Consider the following 20,786-nt stretch of genomic DNA (forward strand, 5'->3'; position numbering starts at 1 on the left):
TTTTCATGCGGTCATGTGAAAGAATTGTGGAGAATACATGAATCTGCTGCTCATTGGAGTGTTACTGGCGCTGATTGCAATTGCTTATCAGGTTGGGCTCACCAAAAGCCGTAAACTGGCAGGTAAAGAGAATAATTCTGCCAGTCTGCATTCGCGTCCGGGCTATTATGGCGCACTGGTTGCATTATGGTGTGGTATACCGGCTTTTATAATTTTAATTGTGTGGAATCTGGTTGAGCCAAATATTCTAAAGCATATTATCCTTAATAATATACCGGCAGCGACTGTAACGGCACTGGACCCTGCTGGACTGGATGTTATCGTTGAGCGAATCAGGGCAATTGCATCAGGTTTTGGGGTAAGTGATCAACCAGCAGCTTATGAGGTTGCAGCGGCAGAACAGTTAGCCAAATTCCAGATGATTGGTAACTTTTCCAAAATGGCTGTGGTTATTGCTGTAGCGCTAGGTGGTCTGGTCTGGGCAAAAAAACATGTAAGTCAGCAGTACCGAGCACGTAATCAGGTCGAAAAAGCCATTAATATTGGCCTGATTTTATGTTCAGGAGTTGCTATTCTGACCACGATTGGCATTGTACTTTCGATGTTTAGTGAAGCAATGCGCTTTTTCCAGTTCGTCAGTCCTCTGGAATTCTTTTTTGGAACAGAGTGGAATCCGGGCTTTAGTACATCAGGTGGCGCAGAAGGCAGTTATGGTTTGTTGCCACTGATCTGGGGCACACTCATGGTCAGTGCTATCGCTTTGCTGGTAGCTGTCCCAATTGGACTGTTAATTGCGATTTATCTGGCTGAATATGCATCTCCAGGTTTACGTTCCTGGGCGAAGCCCACTATTGAGATTCTGGCGGGTATTCCGACGATTGTTTATGGTGTCTTTGCTTTAATGGTCATTGGCCCGTTCTTTAAGATGCTGGGAGATACGGTTGGCCTGCATATCAATGCAACCAGTGCACTGACTGCCGGTTTTGTGATGGGAATTATGATTATTCCTTTTGTTTCTTCACTGTCAGATGACATTATTACTCAGGTGCCGCGTTCACTACGGGACGGTTCACTGGGACTTGGAGCGACCAAGTCTGAAACCATTAGGCAGGTGGTACTTCCAGCAGCTTTACCCGGAATTATTGGTGCCTTTTTGCTAGCTGCTTCACGTGCCATTGGCGAGACCATGATCGTGGTGCTGGCTGCGGGTAACAGTCCAATCCTGCACGGTAACCCACTAGAAGCTGTCTCTACAGTAACAGTTACTATCGTTAACCAACTTACTGGTGACACTGATTTCGCCAGTCCACAGGCACTGGTGGCGTTTGCCTTGGGCTTAACCCTGTTTGTAATTACTTTGGGTCTTAACATTGTTGCACTTTACATTGTGCGTAAATACCGCGAGCAATACGAATGAGTACATCCAATACTTCTCCGCTGGGCCAAAAAGATATATTCGATGCTCAAGCTGCTGCCGATTTGCGCGCAAAACGTAAAGACAGAATTGCCAAATCACTCAGTAAGCGTCATCGTAAAGAGAAAATCTTCCGTATTGCTGGCTTTAGTGCAGTAATGGCCGGGCTATTCTTTGTGGCTTTACTTTTTGGCAGTATTCTGATTAAAGGTTTGCCCGCGTTCTGGCAAGCTGGTATGTCGGTACCTGTATATTTTGACCCTAATATTATTGACGCCGGACCACGTCCAGTTCAAAAAGCAGGCGAAAGTCCAGCCCAGTTCCAGGAGCGTTACATTGCCTGGCAAACAAAGATGGGTATGGTAGATTGGGATGCCTTGATCGTAAATGGTATTATCTCTAAAGCACCTGCACTGGCGCCACAGCGTGATGAGCTAGGGGAGATTTATACCAGCTCGGAATCTTACCGATTACGCGATATGGTATTTGAAAATCCCACTTTAATTGGTAAAACGCAAGACATCAAGATTTTGGCTGATGCCAATGTGGATGTCTGGGTGCATGGCCAGATTGACCGTGATCTTCCGGATGAGCAGCAGCAGTTAAGTCCAGAAGTACGCAAGCTTGCAGATGAAATGGAAGCACAAGGTGTATTGACCACTTCATTTAATACTCAAATCTTTACGAATCCCGATTCGCGTAGTTCTCCTGCAACGTCAGGACTGGCTGGCGCTTTTATGGGTTCGCTGTTTATGATGCTGATTGTCATCTTTATCTCGATTCCAATCGGTGTGGCAAGTGCGATTTATCTGGAAGAATTTGCGCCAAAAAATTATATTACCGATATTATTGAAGTAAATATCAATAACCTGGCCGCTGTACCTTCAATTGTATTTGGTTTACTAGGTGCTGCGATCTTTATTGGCTGGATGCATCTGCCATTATCGGCACCGTTAGTGGGTGGTCTGGTACTGAGTTTGATGACATTGCCTACGGTTATTATCACAACACGGGCCTCGTTAAAAGCTGTACCTCCCTCAATTCGTCAAGCTGCATTAGGTTTGGGTGCATCCCGTGTACAAACTATTTTTCATCATGTGTTACCTCTTGCATTACCAGGAATTTTAACCGGTGCAATTATTGGGGTAGCGCAGGCACTAGGTGAAACAGCTCCTCTATTATTGATTGGTATGAGTGCCTTTGTGGCCAGTGTGCCAACCTCCCCATTAGATCAATCCACGGCTTTACCTGTACAGATTTTTCTGTGGCAGGGCAATGAATTACGTAACTTTTTTGAAGGGCGTACAGCAGCCGCCATTATTGTACTGCTGGCACTCATGATTGGCCTAAACAGCTTGGCCATCTGGTTACGTAAGAAATTTGAAGTACGCTGGTAATTGAGGACAAGATATGAATACTAATGTTATGAATGCTTACAAGCAGGAACCGTCCGTGAATTCAGAACCAACCCAAATACCTGTCACCGGATCAGGCAAGACATCTGCAACTTCGTTTGTATCCCAGTTCGATACATCTGCAGCGTCTAAAAAAGAAACAGCACACAAAGTCAAAATCTGCACTGATGATGTCCATGTTTATTATGGCGAAACAGAAGCGATCAAAGGAATTGACCTTGAAATTTATGAAAATGAAGTGATTGCATTCATTGGACCATCAGGCTGTGGTAAATCAACATTTTTGCGTACTTTGAACCGCATGAACGATACTATTGACAGCTGCCGGGTTACAGGAAAAGTAACACTGGATCAGCAAGATATATATGATCCAAATCTGGATGTCGTATTACTGCGTGCACAGGTCGGAATGGTGTTCCAGAAGCCGAATCCGTTTCCAAAATCGATTTTTGATAATGTTGCTTATGGGCCTAAACTGCACGGTCTGGCACGTGACAAATACGACCTTGAAGAAATTGTCGAAAACAGCCTGCGTAAGGCTGGACTTTGGGATGAGGTCAAAGACCGTTTGAATCAGCCTGGTACAGGACTTTCAGGTGGACAGCAGCAGCGCTTATGTATTGCCCGTACTATTGCGGTAAGTCCAGAAGTGATATTAATGGATGAGCCATGTTCTGCACTTGACCCGATTGCGACTGCAAAGGTAGAGGAACTGATTTCGGAGCTTTCGAATCAGTATACCATTGCGATTGTAACTCACTCGATGCAGCAGGCAGCGCGTGTATCTGACCGGACAGCTTATTTCCATTTAGGTGATCTGATTGAGGTCAACTCTACGGAAAAGGTTTTTACACAGCCTGATCATCAATTGACTGAAGCTTATATTACAGGACGCTTCGGCTAATTATTTAACCTGAGATATTAAAAAAAACAGAGTCTTGATACTCTGTTTTTTTGTTATGATGCGAGATATAAAAATTTCATGCTAAAAAAATAATGCAATTGACGCCGGAAGAACGAGAATACGCAAAAATTTCGAAACATGCTTTAAAAGACTTATTCCAGGTTCTGTTTGGCACCAAATATATAGATCAATATTTTGCTATGCTGATGGTAGGATTGAGTATAGCTCTTGCAACTTTAATACCCCATCATGGCTTGTTTGCAACATCTCAAAGTCCGGGAATGACCAATTATCATCGCTGGTTATATGACATCTTTGTGGTTGTATCGAGTTTAATCGGCTTTGTACTTTATTTTTGATTAAAACGACAAAAAAGTAATATTAAGGTTGGCCAAAAATGGCGAGCTTATATTAAGGCAAATTCTGATTTTAAAATGTATCGTTATCGCATTGCTCAACTTAAAGGTAAAGAACCTTTTATGCATACCCCTTTTAAAGAATATTGCTTTATTCTTCTGTTCCTGGCCTTATTTATTCTGATGTACTCACTGCTTACCCCTTTTGAAAATGGTCGACGTGGTAACTTCTGGATTCAAACTTGGTGGCCAATAAATGCCTTCATTATAGGTGTATTATATTCAGGATTATTCTGGATATATTTCCGTTTATTCGCCATCAAAGCAATCATGAATCAATATGCTTTATTGATCAGACAAGAACGAGCAAATAACAAACATAATAAAGCTATTGAAAAATGCCAGTAGTGACCTAATCTAAAGATACAAACCGAATTAAACTGAGAATAGATTTTTTATGTTATTTCATACGCCAAAGTTACCCGCAGAGATTCGTATTAGCCATCTTAATGCGCGTGTCAATGAACAACGAAAAAAAATTGCGCAGACAACAGCGTCTAAACTCGAATTATTGCAACTTGCTCAACAACTGGCAAAAGAAGGGCGGGCACGTAAAAAAAATAACCAGAAAATTTATGTCATCGATTTTAAAGGCGACGTACAAGCTTCAGCTGTTGAAAATCTGCGTGAAGAAATCACCTTGATTCTGGCAACGGCTAAAGCAGGAAAAGACCGTGTAGTGGTGCGTCTGGAAAGTCCGGGTGGAATGGTACATGGTTATGGACTCGCAGCAGCACAGCTGGTGCGTTTACGTGATGCAGGATTTCACTTAACTATCTGTGTAGACAAGGTTGCTGCCAGCGGTGGTTATATGATGGCCTGTATTGCAAATGAAATTATTACCGCACCATTTGCTGTTGTTGGTTCAATTGGTGTTGTGGCTCAGGTACCAAATTTTAACCGTTTATTAAAAGAACATAATGTCGATTTTGAGCTTTATACTGCAGGCGAATATAAGCGTACTGTTACTATGTTCGGCGAAAATACGCCAGAAGGTAAAGCCAAATTTGAGCAGGAACTGCAACAGACCCATGCTTTGTTTAAGCATTTTGTAGAAAAATACCGCCCAAAACTAAATGTTGAGAAAGTAGCAACAGGTGAGCATTGGTATGGTCAGGATGCTCTAGATTTAAATTTAGTAGATGAGCTGAAAACTTCAGATGAGTATTTACTGAGTGCTCTACCACAGCATGATGTGTATGTTATTTCAACTCGCCGTAAACCAACCTTAGGCGAAAAACTGGGTCTTCAGGCCGCGCAAATGGCAGATGCACTGGTGCCAGCAGTACTAAATAAAGTAATGGATACCTTGGCTAAAGCCAGTTCCAATCTGGTACAGATGCGTGATCCAGAACTTTAAGATTATCGTGAAGTCCTATTAAAAAAGCTCACTAAAGTGAGCTTTTTTAATAGGAAATTATATTGATGTAAAAACAGGACAATTATACAGAGAAATTATTTAGCATGCTCACGATGGAAATGGGATTTAAAAGCTTCCCATTTAGCTTGACGTCTTGCTTTATGCTCAGCTTTCTTCTGTTCTTTCAAAGTCAAGTTTGCAATACGTTGAGTTTCTTGCCAGGTTTCAATACTGGCTTCAATTTCTGCCTGTACATCTTCATAATCCCAGCGATAAATTGTTGCTCCGGTTTTTTCAAAAAGCGCATCAATAAAATCTTCAGACGCTTCATGAATATCAATGAGTATACCCACAGTGCCGAGGGGTAATGCTTGGCTAATTCTAGCCAGTACAGCTAAATCATCTTGTTCACGATTAATATCATAGGTTCCACCAATTAATGCACCCGTGGTAAAACCTAAAAGTAAGCCAAGTGGGCCACCCAATATTCCAATTAAAGAACCCAGTAGGCTGCCACTTAAAATCCCATTATTTTGTTTGGGATCTATTTGTTCTTCAATTTTAAAACTACCATTTTCTTGGCGTTTTAAAAGCGTAACTTCATTAATATCCTTAATAGGGGAGTCTTTAAATTTACTAAAATTTTCAAAGGCTTGTGCTGATTCATTCCAAGTAACTAAAATAATATTATGTGCCATTTCTTCACCTGTATTGATTATAATGTGTATAATATTCATACAATATTAAAATAAGAGAAATAGTTAACTTTTGTGAATATAATAAAAATTATATTGTATTAATTTGATTTTTATAATATTTAATTTTATTAAAAATTAATACTAATATTTTGTTTCTTATTTTTTATAAAAATGAATAGTATTCAGCTTCTAATAAAACATTTTTGATAAAGTTAGTTTTAATAATGGATATTATATAAGTTGTGATAATTTTTAATAAAATTAAAGATAATCAAAGAAAAAGTTAAGTGTATTTTTAGAGTAAATGATAATTACAGAGAAAAGGGTTATAATCTCAATAAAATATAATTATTGCTCGTAATATACAAATTAGAACTTTATTAAGGGTAGATTGTAATTATTTATGAACAATAAATTTAATTTTTCAAGCTTAATTTTTTATTTTGGATATTAATGTGTGTATATTTATTTCAGCTAAGTAAAATAAATTTTTGTTTAAAAGGATATTAGCATAAATCTAGATAACTACATGTTATAAAAATATTAAAAAAAATTATTTAATAATATTTCAAGATCTATTTAATAAAGTTTTATAATTCTCCTTAATTAAAACGATGATACCTGTCATTATTGCTCCGAGAGTTGCAAGCAATATATCTTTATGTGCATCCCAAATATCACCTTGCTGGCCATTATAGTTTTCTGCAGCTTCAGGTGATAAGTTAATTGCTATCAGCCATTCTATCCATTCGTAAATCAGGCTGGTACTCATGACAGACTCAATCACAAGGATAAACCATATCCAAGGTTTCAAATCTGGTAGCCAAACCTGATGTAACCTTAAAAATACCGGATAGAGTAGTAAACCATAAGCAAAGTGTACCAGACGGTCATACATGTTACGTTGCCAGCCCATCATCTGATTCAAATCTATCCCTGATAACTGAATGAACCATTCATTATAAGGAACATAAGAATAGAGATAATGGGCACCTAATACATGAATCAGCAGAAAGATAATATAAGAAGTTACGCTACCAAAGCCGAGTCCGATTTTCTTAATAAGAATAATCAGAGCAATCCACATCAATAGGGTGCCGAGTTGATGGAGAAGATAAGAAGATAGCTCCATTGGATGAATGCTGGCAATCATCACAGCCAAAGCTAAAATTATAAAGACACCCCAATGTTTCGCATGTAAATGGTAATCAATCATTTTAATTTTAGAAAACTTTAAGTTTAAATATATAAGTTAAAGTCATCATAATAAAAAAGCGGAGCCAAAGCTCCGCTTTTTTATTTTTTCAATTAGATTTTTTCAATCAGCTCTTTAAGCTGTTTTGCCTGTTCAGCAGCATTGCCGGTATAAGTTGCGGGGGTCATTTCAGCAAGACGGGCACGATCAGCAGCAGGCACGGCTTCCAGCTCATTGCCATTTACAAAGTTTACCATCATCTCTCGCGTCATAGCCTGGCCACGAGTCAATGCTTTTAACTTTTCATAAGGTTTTTCTACGTTGTAACGACGCATTACTGTTTGAATCGGTTCTGCCAGTACTTCCTGTGCCTGATCAAGATCTTCAAGCAGGCGGTTAGCATTTAGCTCAAGCTTACCTACACCTTTAAGACATGCATCAAACGCAATCAGGCTTTGTGCAAAACCTACACCCATATTACGAAGTACGGTAGAGTCCGTCAGGTCACGCTGCCAGCGAGAAACAGGTAATTTTTCACCCAAGTGAGCCAGTACTGCATTAGCGATACCGAGGTTACCTTCAGAGTTTTCAAAGTCAATCGGGTTAACTTTGTGTGGCATGGTGGATGAACCAACTTCACCTTCTTTAAGTTTTTGCTTGAAATAACCTAGAGAAATGTAACCCCATACATCCCGGTTAAAATCGATCAGGATGGTGTTGAAGCGGCGTAGGGCATCAAAGAGTTCCGCCATGTAGTCATGCGGTTCAATCTGAGTTGTATACGGATTAAAGGTGAGACCTAGAGACTCAACAAAAGCCTGAGAGTGTGCTGGCCAGTTGATATCTGGATAAGCTGAAAGGTGGGCATTATAGTTACCTACTGCACCATTGATTTTCCCAAGCAGTTCAACATTTTCAAATTGCTTGATCTGACGCGCCAGACGATAGGCAACATTTGCCATTTCTTTACCCAAGGTAGTCGGACTGGCTGTCTGGCCATGAGTACGGGACAACATTGGCTGGTCTGCGTGCGTTTCAGCCAGGGCAATAATTGAGTTTAATAACTGTTGCATGCTTTTCAGTAGCACATCGCGGCCATTTTTCAGCATTAATGCATGAGACAGATTATTTATATCTTCAGATGTACAGGCAAAGTGAATAAATTCACCTGCATTCTTTAGCTCATCAATACCGGCAATTTTTTCTTTCAAGAAATATTCGACTGCTTTGACATCATGGTTAGTGGTGCGCTCTATTTCCTTGATCCGGTTAGCATCAGCTTCAGAAAACTCTGTAACAATCTGGTCAAGAGCAGCATTGGTTGCAGCACTAAAATCAGCAACTTCAGTAATTTCAGGATGTTTTGCGAGCGCTTGTAACCAACGCACTTCAACAGTAACACGGGCATGGATCAGGCCAAACTCAGAAAGATAAGGGCGTAATGCATCGCATTTGCTTGCGTAGCGCCCGTCGAGTGGTGAAAGTGCAGTTAAAGCGTTCATAGTGATTCCTTGAAGTCTGGAATTAAAGCTAAGCAGCAAGCCCATTTTGCATCAGTTAAACCGCCTGATACTGTAAACGAGCGAGATCCTGAATATCCTGTAGTAATTTACGTTTCCTGAAAATCATATTCCAGGAGCTGCCACCGAGCTGACGCCACAAATGTGCCATTTGCAGACCAGTAAACAGGCTGGCGCGAATCCGGTTGGTATGTTGTGTGTCTTTAAATGCTTCAGCGTTACCACGAACTAAAATACGCGGATTAATCTGTCCTGCTGTATCGACATAGGTCTGGGCAAGATTGGCAAGAATACTGGGGTGCAAATAATTATTATCGAAAAAAGAAAGCTGTTTTAATATTTTTTGCTGAGATTTTTCAATAATCTGGACATATTCCGGATTCCGATAAACCTTCTTTTCTAATTGCAGCAAGGCCATAGCATACGACATGGGCAGTTTAGCTGCCGAGATTTTAGGAATACGAGATTTGGGGGTGCTTGAAAAAGGCTGGATTATACTGCTTTCCAGCGTTTTTAAACCTAAAGATATATCGGCAAGGTGATTAAAAAAATCGAGTGTCTGGCTAGAATGATTAACAGTTGGGCGAATATTCAAACTGGCTTTAATCAGCTGTTCGAAATAGAAATTGCCACTTTCGCCCATACTTTTTTGACCGGACATGGCGGTCATATGAGTAAGCTGAGTAGCCTGGAATACGGCTGCCAAGGCTAAAGCCCTGTTTTGGCGCTCACTCAGGGTTTGAGGCTGTTGAAAGGGGAAATCAACCATGCCTGATCACTTCCTTGCTAAATAAAATCGGGAACAGGTGCATTGGTATGATGAATCACGCCACCACCTAAGCAAACTTCACCACTATAAAATACTACACTTTGTCCTGGTGTAACTGCGCGTTGGGGATCATCAAATTCAACCCGTACCCCTTGCGTACTAGAATCATCTTTATAAACCGTACAATCCTGGTCAGCTTGGCGATAACGAGTTTTTGCTGTACAACGTAATCCGGATGCAGGAATTTCCTGTTCACCCGCAACCCAGTCAATCGCTTCACTCCAAAGAATTGTACTCTGCATAAGAGGATGCTCATGGCCTTGGCCTACTACCAGACGGTTACCCGCAATATCTTTATACAGCACAAACCACGCACCTTCAGCCGCACCTTTTAAGCCACCAATTCCAATACCGCCGCGCTGGCCGAGTGTATAGTACATTAACCCGTGATGCTCACCAACCTCTTTACCATCATCGAGAACGATTTTCCCCGGCTGTGCTGGCAGATACTGTTTAAGAAAGTCATTAAAGCGGCGTTCACCAATGAAGCAGATACCGGTTGAATCTTTCTTTTTTGCTGTGGCCAGACCAAGCTCTTCTGCGATTTTACGTACCTGCGGTTTTTCTATTTCTCCTACTGGAAATAGAGTCTTGTTAATTTCACGGCCATGAACAGCATGCAGAAAGTAGGTCTGGTCTTTATTCGTATCTACGCCACGCAATAGTTCTGCATAAGCTTCACCTTGCGAATTATATTTAGTTTCACCACGGCGAGCATAATGACCAGTAGCAATAAAATCTGCACCCAGTTTTACGGCATGATCTAGAAATGCACGGAATTTAATTTCCTTGTTACAAAGAATATCCGGATTAGGCGTACGGCCTGCAGCATATTCGGCCAGAAAATGTTCGAATACACGATCCCAATATTCCATTGCAAAATTTGCGGTATGCAGCTTGATGCCGATTCTGTCACAGACAGCCTGTGCATCAGCCAGATCTTTCATTGCAGTACAGTACTCCGTGCCGTCATCTTCTTCCCAGTTCTTCATGAAGAGACCTTCAACCTGATAACCCTGTTGAAGAAGAAGTGCTGCAGAAACAGAAGAATCTACACCACCAGACATACCGACGATGACACGTTGTTGCATAGGATTAAGCATCCAGATTTGAAATAAGGGGAGAATTTTGGTGCTCATAGATGAGCGATAAAGGAAATTTTTGCCCTGACAGTGCGTCTTGAACTGCTTTGATGACCAGTGGACTGCGTGCACGGGCTGTCTCGGTCAGCTCGTCTAGAGTCATCCATACTGCGCCGACAATACCAGTGTCTAGTGGTGCATCAGCATTGTAAGTGCCTGCCTTGGCAAGAAAGCAGAAACGATAATAAGTACGATCAGGAAACATGGGAGGGGTATAAGTATAGATGCCTAGCAAAGAGTGTATTTCTACCTCATAACCAGTTTCTTCCATGGTCTCACGCACAGCAGCCTGAACGACTGTTTCACCTGCTTCGACATGGCCTGCAGGCTGGTTAAATACAGTATGAGTTACGCCTTCAGCCTGTTCTTCAACAAACAGAAATTTACCATCTTTTTCTACGACGGTTGCGACAGTCACATGTGGTGTCCAAGCAGTCATTTAAAAGCACCGTAAGGTAAAAGCCGTATTCTACAAAATTTAGGTGGATATGGCTATGCTCATGCCAGACTAAGTATTGAATAATATTTTATTGCTTATTATCTGTGCTGGAAAATATCGATCAATTATTGAAATTTTTTCACTTGGCTACCTATCCATATTACAGGTCACAAACGTCATTTACAGTCAGATGTTTCAAGATCCGGTGTTCCAAAGCCACCATACTTATATCTTTAGTAATATTAATCCCTTAAATTTTATTTACTTCTGAACTATAGATATAACTGAATTTTTAGATTTAAAAAATTGATAGCTGTATTATTCCGGTCAAGTAGCGGCTGATCATACAGAAACTTTATATCAGAGTTAACCTTGTCAAACGAATCTGCTTTTACAGATGGTCCAGATTGATGAAGTGCAGGATAAAAGCGCTGTTATAGTAGCTGAGTGCTATACCAAAATAGTCTTTAAACTTTTTTCATCGATCAATAAAAAATTGGATCGACTTTCCTTAAAAAATGATTATAGCTTTTCTTCCAGTTATAAAATTCACCTTGCTCAACCGGCTCAGTTACAGGGCTGATTATGCTACTGACGACAGACAAGCTCAATCATATAATTTTCGGAACGCTGATAAGTCTAAAAAGCCTAATACTATATAAAAGAGAGCTGTCCGTAGCATTTACTGAAATGCCTTCGAAGCTATACTTTTTAATATCATTTTTAGTCTTTTCTCATAGCTGACTATGTTTAGGTTAGTGTTGATCTGGAGCAGATTTCATAGATTTTTTCTTGGACAAGATAATTTTAAACCTAAATGATAGAAGAGATATCATTAGGCTATAAATTAATTTTCCTGATAATTATTTGCGACTTTCACATAGTGTCTTGCTGAGTATGGAAGAAATTCTTTTTCTTTGTCTGTAAGTGGTCGAACTTTTTGTACAGGACTCCCTACATATAGATAACCGCTCTCCAGTCGCTTGCGTGGCGGTACCAGACTGCCTGCCCCAATCATTACGTCATCTTCAATGATGACATCATCCAGAATAACGGTCTTGATGCCAACCAGTACCCGGTTTCCTATAGTACAGCCATGTAATATTACATGATGTCCAATCGTCACATCTTCACCAATAATCAGTGGAGAACCTTCAGGTTTATCAGCTTTTTTATGGCTAACATGCAGCATGCAATGGTCTTGTACATTACTGTTCTTTCCAATACGAATACTGTTTACATCGCCACGTACCACTGCAAAAGGCCAGACAGAAACATTTTCAGCCAAATGCACATCTCCAATAACGACTGCCATGCTATCGATGTAGCAGCTGTTATCAACTTGTGGTGTATGTTCGAGGTAGGAGCGAATATTGTTATTCATTTCTGGGGAACCAATCAAAAATCAGGTCAGTATAAAATAAAAAGCATCCATACCGCAGTAAAGATGCCCTAACTTTAGCATAAGCTTAAAAAGTGTAATTAGAACAAGTTGCTAAAGAACTGTTTAATATGGTCGATCATACGTGAAAAGAAACCTGCTTCTTCTACCGATTTTAATGCGACTAATGGCTTTTCTGCAATAACTTTACCATCTAGGCTAGCCACCAGTTTACCTACTACTTGGCCTTTTTGGAGGGGAGCATTTAGTTTAGGCTGAACCACCAGCTGGGTTTTAATTTTGTCGGCCTGACCTTTTGGCATAGTCACGTTAAAGTTCTCGGCAAGACCTACTTCAACCTCATTTTCCTGACCAAACCAGACTTTTGATTTAGCCAGAACCTGTTTTGCAGGTTGTACATTGGCAGTTTCAAAGTTGGCATAACCCCATCCCAGCAGATCACGAGTCTGAGTTGCGCGTTCCTGCATGGTTGGCGCACCAAAGATTACTGAAATTAGTCGCATTGGACCACGTTTTGATGAAGTAGTCAGACAGAAGCCAGCTTCATCAGTGTGTCCTGTTTTCAAGCCGTCCACACTTGGGTCAGTATAAAGCAGGGCATTACGGTTACCCTGTTTGATACCGTTAAAGGTAAATTCTTTTTCTGAATAGATCGGATAATATTTAGAGCTGTCTTTAATGATGTGCTGTGCAAGTATGGCCATATCTTTGGCCGTAGAAACATGACCTTCAGCTGGCATACCTGTCGAGTTAACGAAATGGGTATTTACCATGCCAATACGTTTTGCTTCCTGATTCATCATATGGGCGAAGGTACCTTCATTCCCAGCTACGTGTTCAGCCACGGCCTTTGATGCGTCATTACCAGATTGTACGATGATACCTCGCAGCATTTCTAGGACAGAGGCTGTTCCATTTAAAGGAACGTACATACATGATTCAGAACTGCTTCCTCGGCACCAGGCTGACTCGTTCATACGAACCTGTTCGTTTTCGGTGAGTTCACCTTTTAATAATTTTTGCTCAATGATGTAGCTGGTCATCATTTTAGTCATTGAGGCAGGTGCCAGCTTTTCATTTTCATTTTTTGCAGCCAGGATTTGCCCGGTCTCATAGTCCATCAGAACATAGGATTTATTATTCAATTCTGGTGGAGAAGAGAGGACTGTTGCTGCATATGAGAAAGATGGTAATAAGAGTAGGGCAGCAATGGCACTTTTTCGGGTCATTCTAGGAGGTTCCAATACTTAATATGAGCACAAAAAGAGGCTAGCATTTTAGGCCAAAGCACAGCTGACTTCTACCAGGAAGCCAGCTTATTTCATACAGTATTGTAACTATCGGGTATTAGGCACCGTAACTAGCGACGTCACGGCAAACTTGGGTGTTTTTAGATTTGCCTGCATTTTTAGCATCCTGACGTGCTTCTTTCAGAACACTCTGGAAATTTTTTGCTTTACTGCGTTTTTCTAGGGCAGAAACTGCATTTTTCTCGCCAGGCATATGTGCCTGAGCCAGACGGCTATATCCCTCATTAAATTTCTGGTCTTTACCAATCAGTCCCGGACAAATCTCAGACAACACATAAATAGCGGCGAGCTCTTCTTGGGTAACCTGCTGCTGTGGTGTTACATCAATATTTTCAGAACCAGCTTTGTTGTTTTCTGCCGCATAAGTACCAGGCGCAGTTAACATAAGAGCTGTGAACAAACCTAAACCCATTTTAGAGAAGTGTTTTAATTTCATACAGTTTTAGTCTCATAATACAAGCAATTAGCAAAACAGCTTAATCAAAAATCATGGAAAGAAAATAGATAAAGTGTATCTAGCCTGTACATGCACCATAAAAATCCCGGCTTGGAAAAGCCGGGATTTCTAAAACAGGTTATATTTTTAAGTCGATGTTTTACTCAAAGTCCAGAACATCCTGACATACTGATTTCTGTTCTTCCTGATCAGCTTCTTTTGCAGCTGAACGTGCTTCAGCAAGCACACGCTTATACTCTATATCATTTTGCAAACGGGCATAAGTCATTGAGGAATCAGAGTATTCTCCCAGATAGCTGTTAATCAGCTTTTGGATATTAGTGTCCAGACGAGTATTTTTCCCCAAGATTGCTGGACATACCTCTGCCAGTACCTGAGTGCCTGCAATATCTTCTTTGACCAGTGTATCAGCCTCTTGCTGAGTCAAGCCCTCATTGGCCAGTGCCACCTGAGACATGACTGCAACAAACCCCAGACTCATTAGTCCCCGTAATAAAAATGACTTAATCATTGTTTTCACAAATTTATAGGTAGATGTAGAGAGTCAAATATATATAATTTATTGAATAATTCAATTTAATGTCCTCTACAGTCATTTTTTTAACCGAGATTTTTGTGTGAATATTCTAATTGCCAATGATGATGGTGTGTTTGCTCCAGGCCTACAGGCGCTTGCACAGGCCTTGAAACCTTTAGGTCGTGTAGTTGTGGTTGCTCCTGAAGCCGAGCGGAGTGGTTATTCGAGTGCGTTAACCCTAGACCGTCCTTTAAGACCGGTACCTATTGCTGAAGATGTTTGGGCTGTTAATGGCACACCTGCAGATTGTGTTTACCTGTCTATGAATGGCCTGTTTGATTTCGAGTTTGATCTGGTCGTCAGTGGTATCAATAGTGGAGCTAATTTAGGCGATGACGTACTGTACTCTGGTACAGTAGGTGCTGCTTTTGAAGGCCGTCTCATGAAGCAGCCGGCTATTGCCGTTTCACTTGCTGGCGGTAATGTACGCTCATATGTACATCCTGATGAGTTCAAGGTTGCTGCTCGTTGGGTTCATGATTTTATTGCTCGTGGTTTGCCCCAGTTACCGCCACGTCATATCTTGAATATTAATATTCCAGACCTACAGGAACTTAAAGGTGCCCAGATTACTTATCAGGGTCAGCGTTCTCAATCTAAACCGATTACCAGCCATGTAGACCCACGTGGCCGCCAAGTGTACTGGATTGGTCTGGCTGGTGAGGCAGTAACAGAACCGCGAGAAAATATTCACCAGATTCAATCAGATTTTTTTGCAATTGCCAATGGTTATGTGAGTATTACGCCAATTCAGATGGACGCCACCAACTATGCAATACTGGAGAGTTTACAAACAGATCTTGAGCTCAGCTAAACACGGACAAACCAGTTATGTTATAAGTTTGTGAAAAAGGAAAGGTGAAATGATTTTCACCGGACTTTTTTGATACCCTTAGCGCAGTTGTTTTTTGAGTCTATATAAGAGAGGGAGATCAATGCAATTGGTTCCACAACACCGCCTATTTCCTGTTCCAACTACAACAATCATGAAAAAAATAGTGTTGTCGGTTGCTGTTGTTTCTACCCTGATTCTTACAGGTTGTGCTTCTAAACCTCAGATCAATAATCCGACTCGTTATGCAACTGCACCAGATTACTATACAGTACGCTCTGGTGACACCTTAAGCGGTATTGCAGCGCGTTATGGTCTGAGCTATTTAAGTATTGCTGAAATGAATGATATTTCAGCCCCTTACCGGATTTATGTAAACCAGTCACTGCGCCTGAAAAATTCAGGTACACGCCGTAGTCAAACCCAGCCGATTACCCAGGCTGCCCCAATTCAGCGTCAGCGTGTTGCTCTGCCAACACCGCCGCCTGTAACCACAACTACTCGTACGACTGTCCAGCCAACCAGCCCTACACCGAGCATACCGGTTCGTAGTACGACATTACGATGGGTGAAACCGGCCAATGGGCCTGTACTTCAGGCTTATAATCCGGCAAGTAATATTAAAGGAACCCGTTTTTCAGGAAATCTGGGCGATCCAGTATTTGCAGCAGCAGACGGACAGGTGGTTTATGCGGCAGATGGCTTGAAAGAGTATGGAAATCTGGTCCTGATTAAGCATATAGATGGTTATATTAGTGCTTATGCACATAATAGTAAAATGCTGGTAAAAAGCGGTGATAATGTAACAGCAGGACAAAAAATTGCTGAAATGGGTTCTAGTGGTACGAATCAGGTTATGCTGGAATTCCAGATCCGTCTGGATGGTAAACCGATCAATCCGGCAAGCATTTTACCAATTAATTAATAAATTAATGCAAAACTAGAAAATCCCCGTATAATACAACGAGTTGTTTTTATCAAATATTGAATAATAAAGACAGCTCAAAGTTCAGAGGGAATTTTATGTTAGATCAACTCCGGGCAATGGGAGTATTTGCTTGCGTTGTTGAAAAAAGCTCGTTTAGCGGTGCGGCTCGTGAACTTGGTATTACGACAAGCGCCGTCAGTCAGCAAATCCGCTCATTAGAAAATGAAATGGAAGTAATTCTTCTGCATCGTTCTACCCGGAAGTTGAGTCTGACCGAAGCGGGACAAGCTTTTTTCCACAGCTGTCGAGAAATGCTCGCTGCTGCTGAACGTGGAAAGGTTCGAATTAATGAACTGCGCGATGAACTGGTCGGTGACCTGCGCATTGCGACCACGCCAGAAATAGGTGCCATGCATCTTGTACCTGCTCTGTCTCACTGGATATCTGCACATCGCGGTTTATCTGTTCATTTTGAGGCTGAGAATAAATATATTGACCTGATTGAAGGCCGTATTGATATTGCTGTACGCATGAGTTCAAAAATAGAGGATTCTAATCTGACCGCCGTGCCGCTGGCCCGGGTTGAGCAGATTCTGGTTGCTTCTCCAAGTTACCTGAACCAGTCTGCTCCAATATCACGTCCTGAAGATTTAAAAAATCATGATCTTATTCCAATTAATGTCATGAATAATTATCAGCAGTTTTCATTCCAGCATGGTGTGACAAGTGAAGTTGTTGACCTGGAAATGCGTTGCCGTCTGTACAGTAACAATGTGCTGGTCGCGAAATCATTATGTCAGCATGGACATGGCTTGGCGCGTATTCTTTATCTGGATGTGCAGAAAGATCTGATTAATGGATCTTTGGTTGAGGTATTGCCTGAGTGGAAACTGCCTGCTTTTACTCTTTATGCAATTATCTCTCGACGTGAACAGCAGCCAATGAAAATTCATCGCTGTCTGGATGCTCTGAAACAGTATTTTAGTCAACTTCCCGGTGGCAGAGTCTATCAGGAAGCATCTTAAACAAGAGTATAAAAAAGCCGCACTGAGCGGCTTTTTTATATTACTTTCTTATCTGTTAAGCCTCAAGAAAATTCTTGATTGCCGGGATTAGACGCTGAATCAGATCATCGGCTTGCTCTTGTGTCATGTTAAGTGGCGGCAATAAACGGACCACAGAACCAGCAGTTACATTAATAATCAGTTTGTACTCGTCGCGTGCAATATTTACCAGTTCGCCACAGTCTTTCGGTAATTCAATACCAATCATCATTCCGAAACCGCGGACTTTAACCTGATATTCTTTCAGCTGTTCACGAATCTGGTCCACAATATATTGACCGATTTGAGCTGCGTTCTCCAGTGCATTTTCCTTTTCCAAAAGTTCAAGTACGGTATAAACCACACGTGAACCCAGTGCTGAACCACTATAGGTTGATCCATGATTTCCAGCAGCAAGTACGCCTACACCACGGCCTTGAGTCATTACCGCACCAATTGGAAAACCGTTGCCTAGGCCTTTAGCAGTTGTCAGTACATCTGGAATAATATTGGTATGCTGGTAAGCAAAATATTTGCCAGTACGTCCATTTCCGGTTTGTACTTCATCCAGCATCATCAGCCAGTTGTGCTGGTTGCAAATTCGACGTACATCTTCCAGATAGCTGAAGCCTTGTGCTGCAGTATTCACGCCACCTTCACCCTGAATAGGCTCAATCAGGATAGCGACAATATCCGGATGCTGAAGTGCAGCCTCTTCAATGGCTTCGAGGTCGCCAAATGGTACACGGATAAAGCCTTCTACCAGTGGAGCAAAGCCTTCCTGGACCTTTTTATTACCTGTGGCAGATAAAGTTGCCAAAGTCCGTCCATGAAAAGACTTGTCCGCTACAATAATTTTAGGGGTAGCTATACCTTGCTGATAACCGTATTTACGTGCAATTTTGATAGCACCTTCATTGGATTCAGCACCACTGTTTGAAAAGAAAATCTCTTCCATACCAGAGACCTGAGCCAGTTTCTGCGCAGCAGCTGTTTGCCAAGGCACTTCAAACAGATTGCTGGTATGAATGAGAGTCATCGCCTGTTCGGCAATTGCTTCGGCCAGTACTGGGTGAGCGTGGCCTAAACCGCATACGGCAATACCGGTAAGTGCATCCAGATACTCGGTGCCATCTTCGGTATAAAGATACGCTCCTCGACCTCGGACAAAACTGATCGATTGACGGCCAAAGACTGGCATCAGATGCGATGGTTGATCAGCTTGTACAGGGGCGAGGGTAATATTATTCATGGCTAACTCTTGATGTTAGGTGGATTAAAAAGTTTATATAAGCAAAAACAGCCTCAGAATAAAAGGCCAAAAATCAAATTAACATAGAAATATCTTTGACACGGACCCAGTTTTCCTCAGTTTTAGGTATAATGGCCGATAGAATAGTTGAGGATTGATCTATGACTGAACAAGCACGTGATACTGAAGCGTTAATTCGCGATCAAATCGCTAAACATGCTGTACTTCTTTATATGAAAGGCACTCCACAATTTCCGCAGTGTGGTTTCTCAGCGCGTGCTGTAGAAGCACTCAGTCAAATTGGCCGTCCATTTGCGTATGTAAATATTCTGGAAAATCAGGATATTCGTGCAACACTGCCTAAAATTGCTAACTGGCCAACTTTCCCACAACTCTGGGTAAATGGTGAGCTGGTAGGCGGAAGTGACATTATGCTGGAAATGTTTCAAAATGGTGAGCTCAAGCCATTGGTCGAGCAGTATAGCCCAGCTCCAGAAGCTTGAGTAACTGCCCAACCATAAAAAAGCGCCTTGTTAAAGGCGCTTTTTTATTAAGAGGTCAGGGCTGACCAGAAAGTTCAGCAGATATATTACCTGCTGGTATTTGATCGACTGTATTCCCTTCAATGGCAATCTTTATTTCATTTTTCTTCTTTTTTTTCTTCTTTTTTTTCTTCTTCTTAGGATCCTCACTCATTTCTTCACCATCTTCAAGTGCTTGCCAGTATTCAAGCTGCTCCATAACTGCCGCATAGATGGAACCTTTACTATAACGGCCTTTTTTATCTAATATACCTACAGGTTGGGCCATTAAAATCTCTAGCGCCTGATCAATCGTGCTAATAGCATGGACATGAAAATGGCCGGCATTGACAGCATCAATCACATCTTGGCGTAGCATCAGGTGCTGCATGTTTTGGCGTGGAATAATGACGCCCTGCTTTCCAGTTAGACCTTGCAGTTTACATGCATCAAAGAAGCCTTCGATCTTGGCATTGACGCCACCCACCGGTTGTACCTGTCCAAGCTGGTTCATAGAGCCTGTAATTGCCCAAGACTGGTCAATCGGAATCTGACTAATAGCAGAGAGCAGGGCCGATAACTCTGCAACAGTGGCGCTATCTCCATCTACTTGTCCATAACTCTGTTCAAAAGCCAATGCTGCCGAGAAATGAAGCATTTGCTCGCGGCCAAAATGTGCTTTCAAAAAGCTGGACATCAGTAGTACGCCTTTAGCATGCAAAGAACCACCAAGTTCAACACTGCGTTCGATATCAAGAATATCTCCACCGCCTTGGTATACCGATGCAGTCAGGCGGGAAGGCAGACCAAACTCTACATCTGCATAATGAATTACAGATAAGGCATTAATCTGGCCCAGACGGTGCCCAGACGTTTCAATCAGCTGAGTACCGCGGGACAGGTCCTGCCAATAAAGCTCCCTTAAATAACCTAAGCGATATTTACGGTGATCAAGTGCCATATTGATGTATTTGGCAGAAACCACCTTGTCACCCGCCTGATGGGCATGATGATGAGCTTCACGTATTAGGTCACCTAAAGTCAGTGCATGTAAAGACAGAGAACTTTGATCTTCTGCTTGGCGGCTTGAGTCTGTCAGGAGCGCAGCAAGTGCAGAGCGGTCAAAGGGGGC

At 41.6% G+C, this 20,786-nt stretch carries 21 protein-coding genes and 1 pseudogene; 10 read left to right on the top strand and 12 right to left on the bottom strand.

Annotated features, from left to right (window positions below; translation table 11 throughout):
* Positions 1-37 precede the first annotated feature (37 nt).
* The 6 genes from pstC to sohB all read left to right on the top strand — a co-directional run bounded on the left by pstC (position 38) and on the right by sohB (position 5,509).
* Complete coding sequence (gene pstC, locus ACRAD_RS04555) at positions 38-1,417, top strand: phosphate ABC transporter permease subunit PstC (protein ID WP_005025314.1); 1,380 nt, start codon at positions 38-40, stop codon at positions 1,415-1,417.
* Positions 1,414-2,811: a phosphate ABC transporter permease PstA gene (pstA, locus tag ACRAD_RS04560; protein WP_005025316.1), complete on the top strand. Its 1,398-nt coding sequence runs from the start codon at positions 1,414-1,416 to the stop codon at positions 2,809-2,811. Before pstC ends, pstA begins: the two co-directional genes overlap by 4 nt.
* 13 nt (positions 2,812-2,824) lie before the next feature.
* Complete coding sequence (gene pstB / locus ACRAD_RS04565; protein ID WP_005015045.1) at positions 2,825-3,733, top strand: phosphate ABC transporter ATP-binding protein PstB; 909 nt, start codon at positions 2,825-2,827, stop codon at positions 3,731-3,733.
* Between the two features lie 92 nt (positions 3,734-3,825).
* On the top strand, positions 3,826-4,092 hold the full coding sequence (locus ACRAD_RS04570) for a hypothetical protein (protein WP_005025318.1): 267 nt from the start codon (positions 3,826-3,828) through the stop codon (positions 4,090-4,092).
* A gap of 75 nt (positions 4,093-4,167) precedes the next feature.
* Positions 4,168-4,497, top strand: a complete 330-nt coding sequence (locus ACRAD_RS04575) for a hypothetical protein (RefSeq protein ID WP_005025320.1) — start codon at positions 4,168-4,170, stop codon at positions 4,495-4,497.
* A gap of 49 nt (positions 4,498-4,546) precedes the next feature.
* The gene (sohB, locus tag ACRAD_RS04580) at positions 4,547-5,509 is read left to right on the top strand and encodes a protease SohB (protein ID WP_005025322.1); all 963 of its coding nucleotides are present in this window, start codon (positions 4,547-4,549) and stop codon (positions 5,507-5,509) included.
* Positions 5,510-5,604: 95 nt separating this feature from the next.
* Here sohB and ACRAD_RS04585 read toward each other — a convergent pair whose 3' ends face one another.
* The 10 genes from ACRAD_RS04585 to ACRAD_RS04630 all read right to left on the bottom strand — a co-directional run bounded on the left by ACRAD_RS04585 (position 5,605) and on the right by ACRAD_RS04630 (position 15,012).
* Positions 5,605-6,207: a DUF1269 domain-containing protein gene (locus tag ACRAD_RS04585; protein WP_005025323.1), complete on the bottom strand. Its 603-nt coding sequence runs from the start codon at positions 6,205-6,207 to the stop codon at positions 5,605-5,607.
* A gap of 568 nt (positions 6,208-6,775) precedes the next feature.
* Entirely contained in the window at positions 6,776-7,423 is a 648-nt protein-coding gene (locus ACRAD_RS04590; protein ID WP_005015040.1) for a DUF2238 domain-containing protein, read from the bottom strand.
* Positions 7,424-7,515: 92 nt separating this feature from the next.
* A complete protein-coding gene (gene purB / locus ACRAD_RS04595; RefSeq protein WP_005015038.1) occupies positions 7,516-8,904 on the bottom strand; it encodes an adenylosuccinate lyase in 1,389 nt (462 codons plus the stop codon).
* A 55-nt stretch (positions 8,905-8,959) separates the two neighbouring features.
* On the bottom strand, positions 8,960-9,691 hold the full coding sequence (gene hflD, locus ACRAD_RS04600) for a high frequency lysogenization protein HflD (RefSeq protein ID WP_005015036.1): 732 nt from the start codon (positions 9,689-9,691) through the stop codon (positions 8,960-8,962).
* Between the two features lie 17 nt (positions 9,692-9,708).
* Positions 9,709-10,842, bottom strand: coding sequence for a tRNA 2-thiouridine(34) synthase MnmA (gene mnmA, locus ACRAD_RS04605; RefSeq protein ID WP_005025326.1), 1,134 nt, complete (start codon positions 10,840-10,842; stop codon positions 9,709-9,711).
* 4 nt (positions 10,843-10,846) lie between these two features.
* Positions 10,847-11,332, bottom strand: a complete 486-nt coding sequence (locus tag ACRAD_RS04610) for an NUDIX hydrolase (RefSeq protein ID WP_005025328.1) — start codon at positions 11,330-11,332, stop codon at positions 10,847-10,849.
* An 847-nt stretch (positions 11,333-12,179) separates the two neighbouring features.
* Entirely contained in the window at positions 12,180-12,716 is a 537-nt protein-coding gene (locus tag ACRAD_RS04615; RefSeq protein WP_005015027.1) for a gamma carbonic anhydrase family protein, read from the bottom strand.
* Between the two features lie 98 nt (positions 12,717-12,814).
* Positions 12,815-13,963 (bottom strand): D-alanyl-D-alanine carboxypeptidase PBP5/6, encoded by a 1,149-nt coding sequence (dacC, locus tag ACRAD_RS04620; RefSeq protein WP_005025331.1) that lies wholly within the window; start codon positions 13,961-13,963, stop codon positions 12,815-12,817.
* Between the two features lie 118 nt (positions 13,964-14,081).
* Positions 14,082-14,480, bottom strand: coding sequence for an MCR_0457 family protein (locus ACRAD_RS04625; RefSeq protein ID WP_005025333.1), 399 nt, complete (start codon positions 14,478-14,480; stop codon positions 14,082-14,084).
* 160 nt (positions 14,481-14,640) lie between these two features.
* Positions 14,641-15,012, bottom strand: coding sequence for an MCR_0457 family protein (locus ACRAD_RS04630; RefSeq protein WP_005025334.1), 372 nt, complete (start codon positions 15,010-15,012; stop codon positions 14,641-14,643).
* Between the two features lie 106 nt (positions 15,013-15,118).
* Between ACRAD_RS04630 and surE the strand changes: the two genes are divergently transcribed.
* The 3 genes from surE (at position 15,119) to ACRAD_RS04645 (ending at position 17,863) form a co-directional block, all read left to right on the top strand.
* On the top strand, positions 15,119-15,892 hold the full coding sequence (surE, locus tag ACRAD_RS04635) for a 5'/3'-nucleotidase SurE (RefSeq protein WP_005015018.1): 774 nt from the start codon (positions 15,119-15,121) through the stop codon (positions 15,890-15,892).
* Positions 15,893-16,013: 121 nt separating this feature from the next.
* The gene (locus tag ACRAD_RS04640) at positions 16,014-16,835 is read left to right on the top strand and encodes a peptidoglycan DD-metalloendopeptidase family protein (protein WP_005025337.1); all 822 of its coding nucleotides are present in this window, start codon (positions 16,014-16,016) and stop codon (positions 16,833-16,835) included.
* Positions 16,836-16,933: 98 nt separating this feature from the next.
* A complete protein-coding gene (locus tag ACRAD_RS04645; protein WP_005015015.1) occupies positions 16,934-17,863 on the top strand; it encodes a LysR family transcriptional regulator in 930 nt (309 codons plus the stop codon).
* A gap of 55 nt (positions 17,864-17,918) precedes the next feature.
* Here the strand turns inward: ACRAD_RS04645 and ACRAD_RS04650 are convergent, their stop codons facing one another.
* Positions 17,919-19,133 carry an aspartate aminotransferase family protein gene (locus tag ACRAD_RS04650; protein ID WP_005025340.1) on the bottom strand — a complete coding sequence of 405 codons (1,215 nt, stop codon included), beginning with the start codon at positions 19,131-19,133 and terminating at the stop codon, positions 17,919-17,921.
* A 161-nt stretch (positions 19,134-19,294) separates the two neighbouring features.
* On the opposite strand from ACRAD_RS04650, the gene grxD reads away from it, so the two are divergent.
* Entirely contained in the window at positions 19,295-19,636 is a 342-nt protein-coding gene (grxD, locus tag ACRAD_RS04655; protein WP_005015011.1) for a Grx4 family monothiol glutaredoxin, read from the top strand.
* Between the two features lie 55 nt (positions 19,637-19,691).
* On the opposite strand, the pseudogene ACRAD_RS04660 reads toward grxD, so the two are convergent.
* Positions 19,692-20,783 (bottom strand): annotated as a pseudogene (locus ACRAD_RS04660) (Lon-insertion domain-containing protein); the annotation flags it as partial.
* Positions 20,784-20,786 lie beyond the last annotated feature (3 nt).

The organism is Acinetobacter radioresistens DSM 6976 = NBRC 102413 = CIP 103788 (assembly GCF_006757745.1).
GTDB classification, from domain to species: Bacteria; Pseudomonadota; Gammaproteobacteria; order Pseudomonadales; family Moraxellaceae; genus Acinetobacter; species Acinetobacter radioresistens.

Excerpts from the sequence above, each read along its gene's own strand:
- pstA (WP_005025316.1), top strand. The coding sequence starts at position 1,414 with ATGAGTACATCCAATACTTCTCCGCTGGGCCAAAAAGATATATTCGAT.
- sohB (WP_005025322.1), top strand. The coding sequence starts at position 4,547 with ATGTTATTTCATACGCCAAAGTTACCCGCAGAGATTCGTATTAGCCAT.
- mnmA (WP_005025326.1), bottom strand. The coding sequence starts at position 10,842 with ATGCAACAACGTGTCATCGTCGGTATGTCTGGTGGTGTAGATTCTTCT.
- purB (WP_005015038.1), bottom strand. The coding sequence starts at position 8,904 with ATGAACGCTTTAACTGCACTTTCACCACTCGACGGGCGCTACGCAAGC.
- ACRAD_RS04640 (WP_005025337.1), top strand. The coding sequence starts at position 16,014 with ATGCAATTGGTTCCACAACACCGCCTATTTCCTGTTCCAACTACAACA.
- ACRAD_RS04615 (WP_005015027.1), bottom strand. The coding sequence starts at position 12,716 with ATGAATAACAATATTCGCTCCTACCTCGAACATACACCACAAGTTGAT.
- pstC (WP_005025314.1), top strand. The coding sequence starts at position 38 with ATGAATCTGCTGCTCATTGGAGTGTTACTGGCGCTGATTGCAATTGCT.
- ACRAD_RS04570 (WP_005025318.1), top strand. The coding sequence starts at position 3,826 with ATGCAATTGACGCCGGAAGAACGAGAATACGCAAAAATTTCGAAACAT.
- pstB (WP_005015045.1), top strand. The coding sequence starts at position 2,825 with ATGAATACTAATGTTATGAATGCTTACAAGCAGGAACCGTCCGTGAAT.
- ACRAD_RS04650 (WP_005025340.1), bottom strand. The coding sequence starts at position 19,133 with ATGAATAATATTACCCTCGCCCCTGTACAAGCTGATCAACCATCGCAT.
- dacC (WP_005025331.1), bottom strand. The coding sequence starts at position 13,963 with ATGACCCGAAAAAGTGCCATTGCTGCCCTACTCTTATTACCATCTTTC.
- ACRAD_RS04645 (WP_005015015.1), top strand. The coding sequence starts at position 16,934 with ATGTTAGATCAACTCCGGGCAATGGGAGTATTTGCTTGCGTTGTTGAA.
- ACRAD_RS04630 (WP_005025334.1), bottom strand. The coding sequence starts at position 15,012 with ATGATTAAGTCATTTTTATTACGGGGACTAATGAGTCTGGGGTTTGTT.
- ACRAD_RS04610 (WP_005025328.1), bottom strand. The coding sequence starts at position 11,332 with ATGACTGCTTGGACACCACATGTGACTGTCGCAACCGTCGTAGAAAAA.
- ACRAD_RS04590 (WP_005015040.1), bottom strand. The coding sequence starts at position 7,423 with ATGATTGATTACCATTTACATGCGAAACATTGGGGTGTCTTTATAATT.
- grxD (WP_005015011.1), top strand. The coding sequence starts at position 19,295 with ATGACTGAACAAGCACGTGATACTGAAGCGTTAATTCGCGATCAAATC.
- ACRAD_RS04625 (WP_005025333.1), bottom strand. The coding sequence starts at position 14,480 with ATGAAATTAAAACACTTCTCTAAAATGGGTTTAGGTTTGTTCACAGCT.
- ACRAD_RS04575 (WP_005025320.1), top strand. The coding sequence starts at position 4,168 with ATGTATCGTTATCGCATTGCTCAACTTAAAGGTAAAGAACCTTTTATG.
- hflD (WP_005015036.1), bottom strand. The coding sequence starts at position 9,691 with ATGGTTGATTTCCCCTTTCAACAGCCTCAAACCCTGAGTGAGCGCCAA.
- ACRAD_RS04585 (WP_005025323.1), bottom strand. The coding sequence starts at position 6,207 with ATGGCACATAATATTATTTTAGTTACTTGGAATGAATCAGCACAAGCC.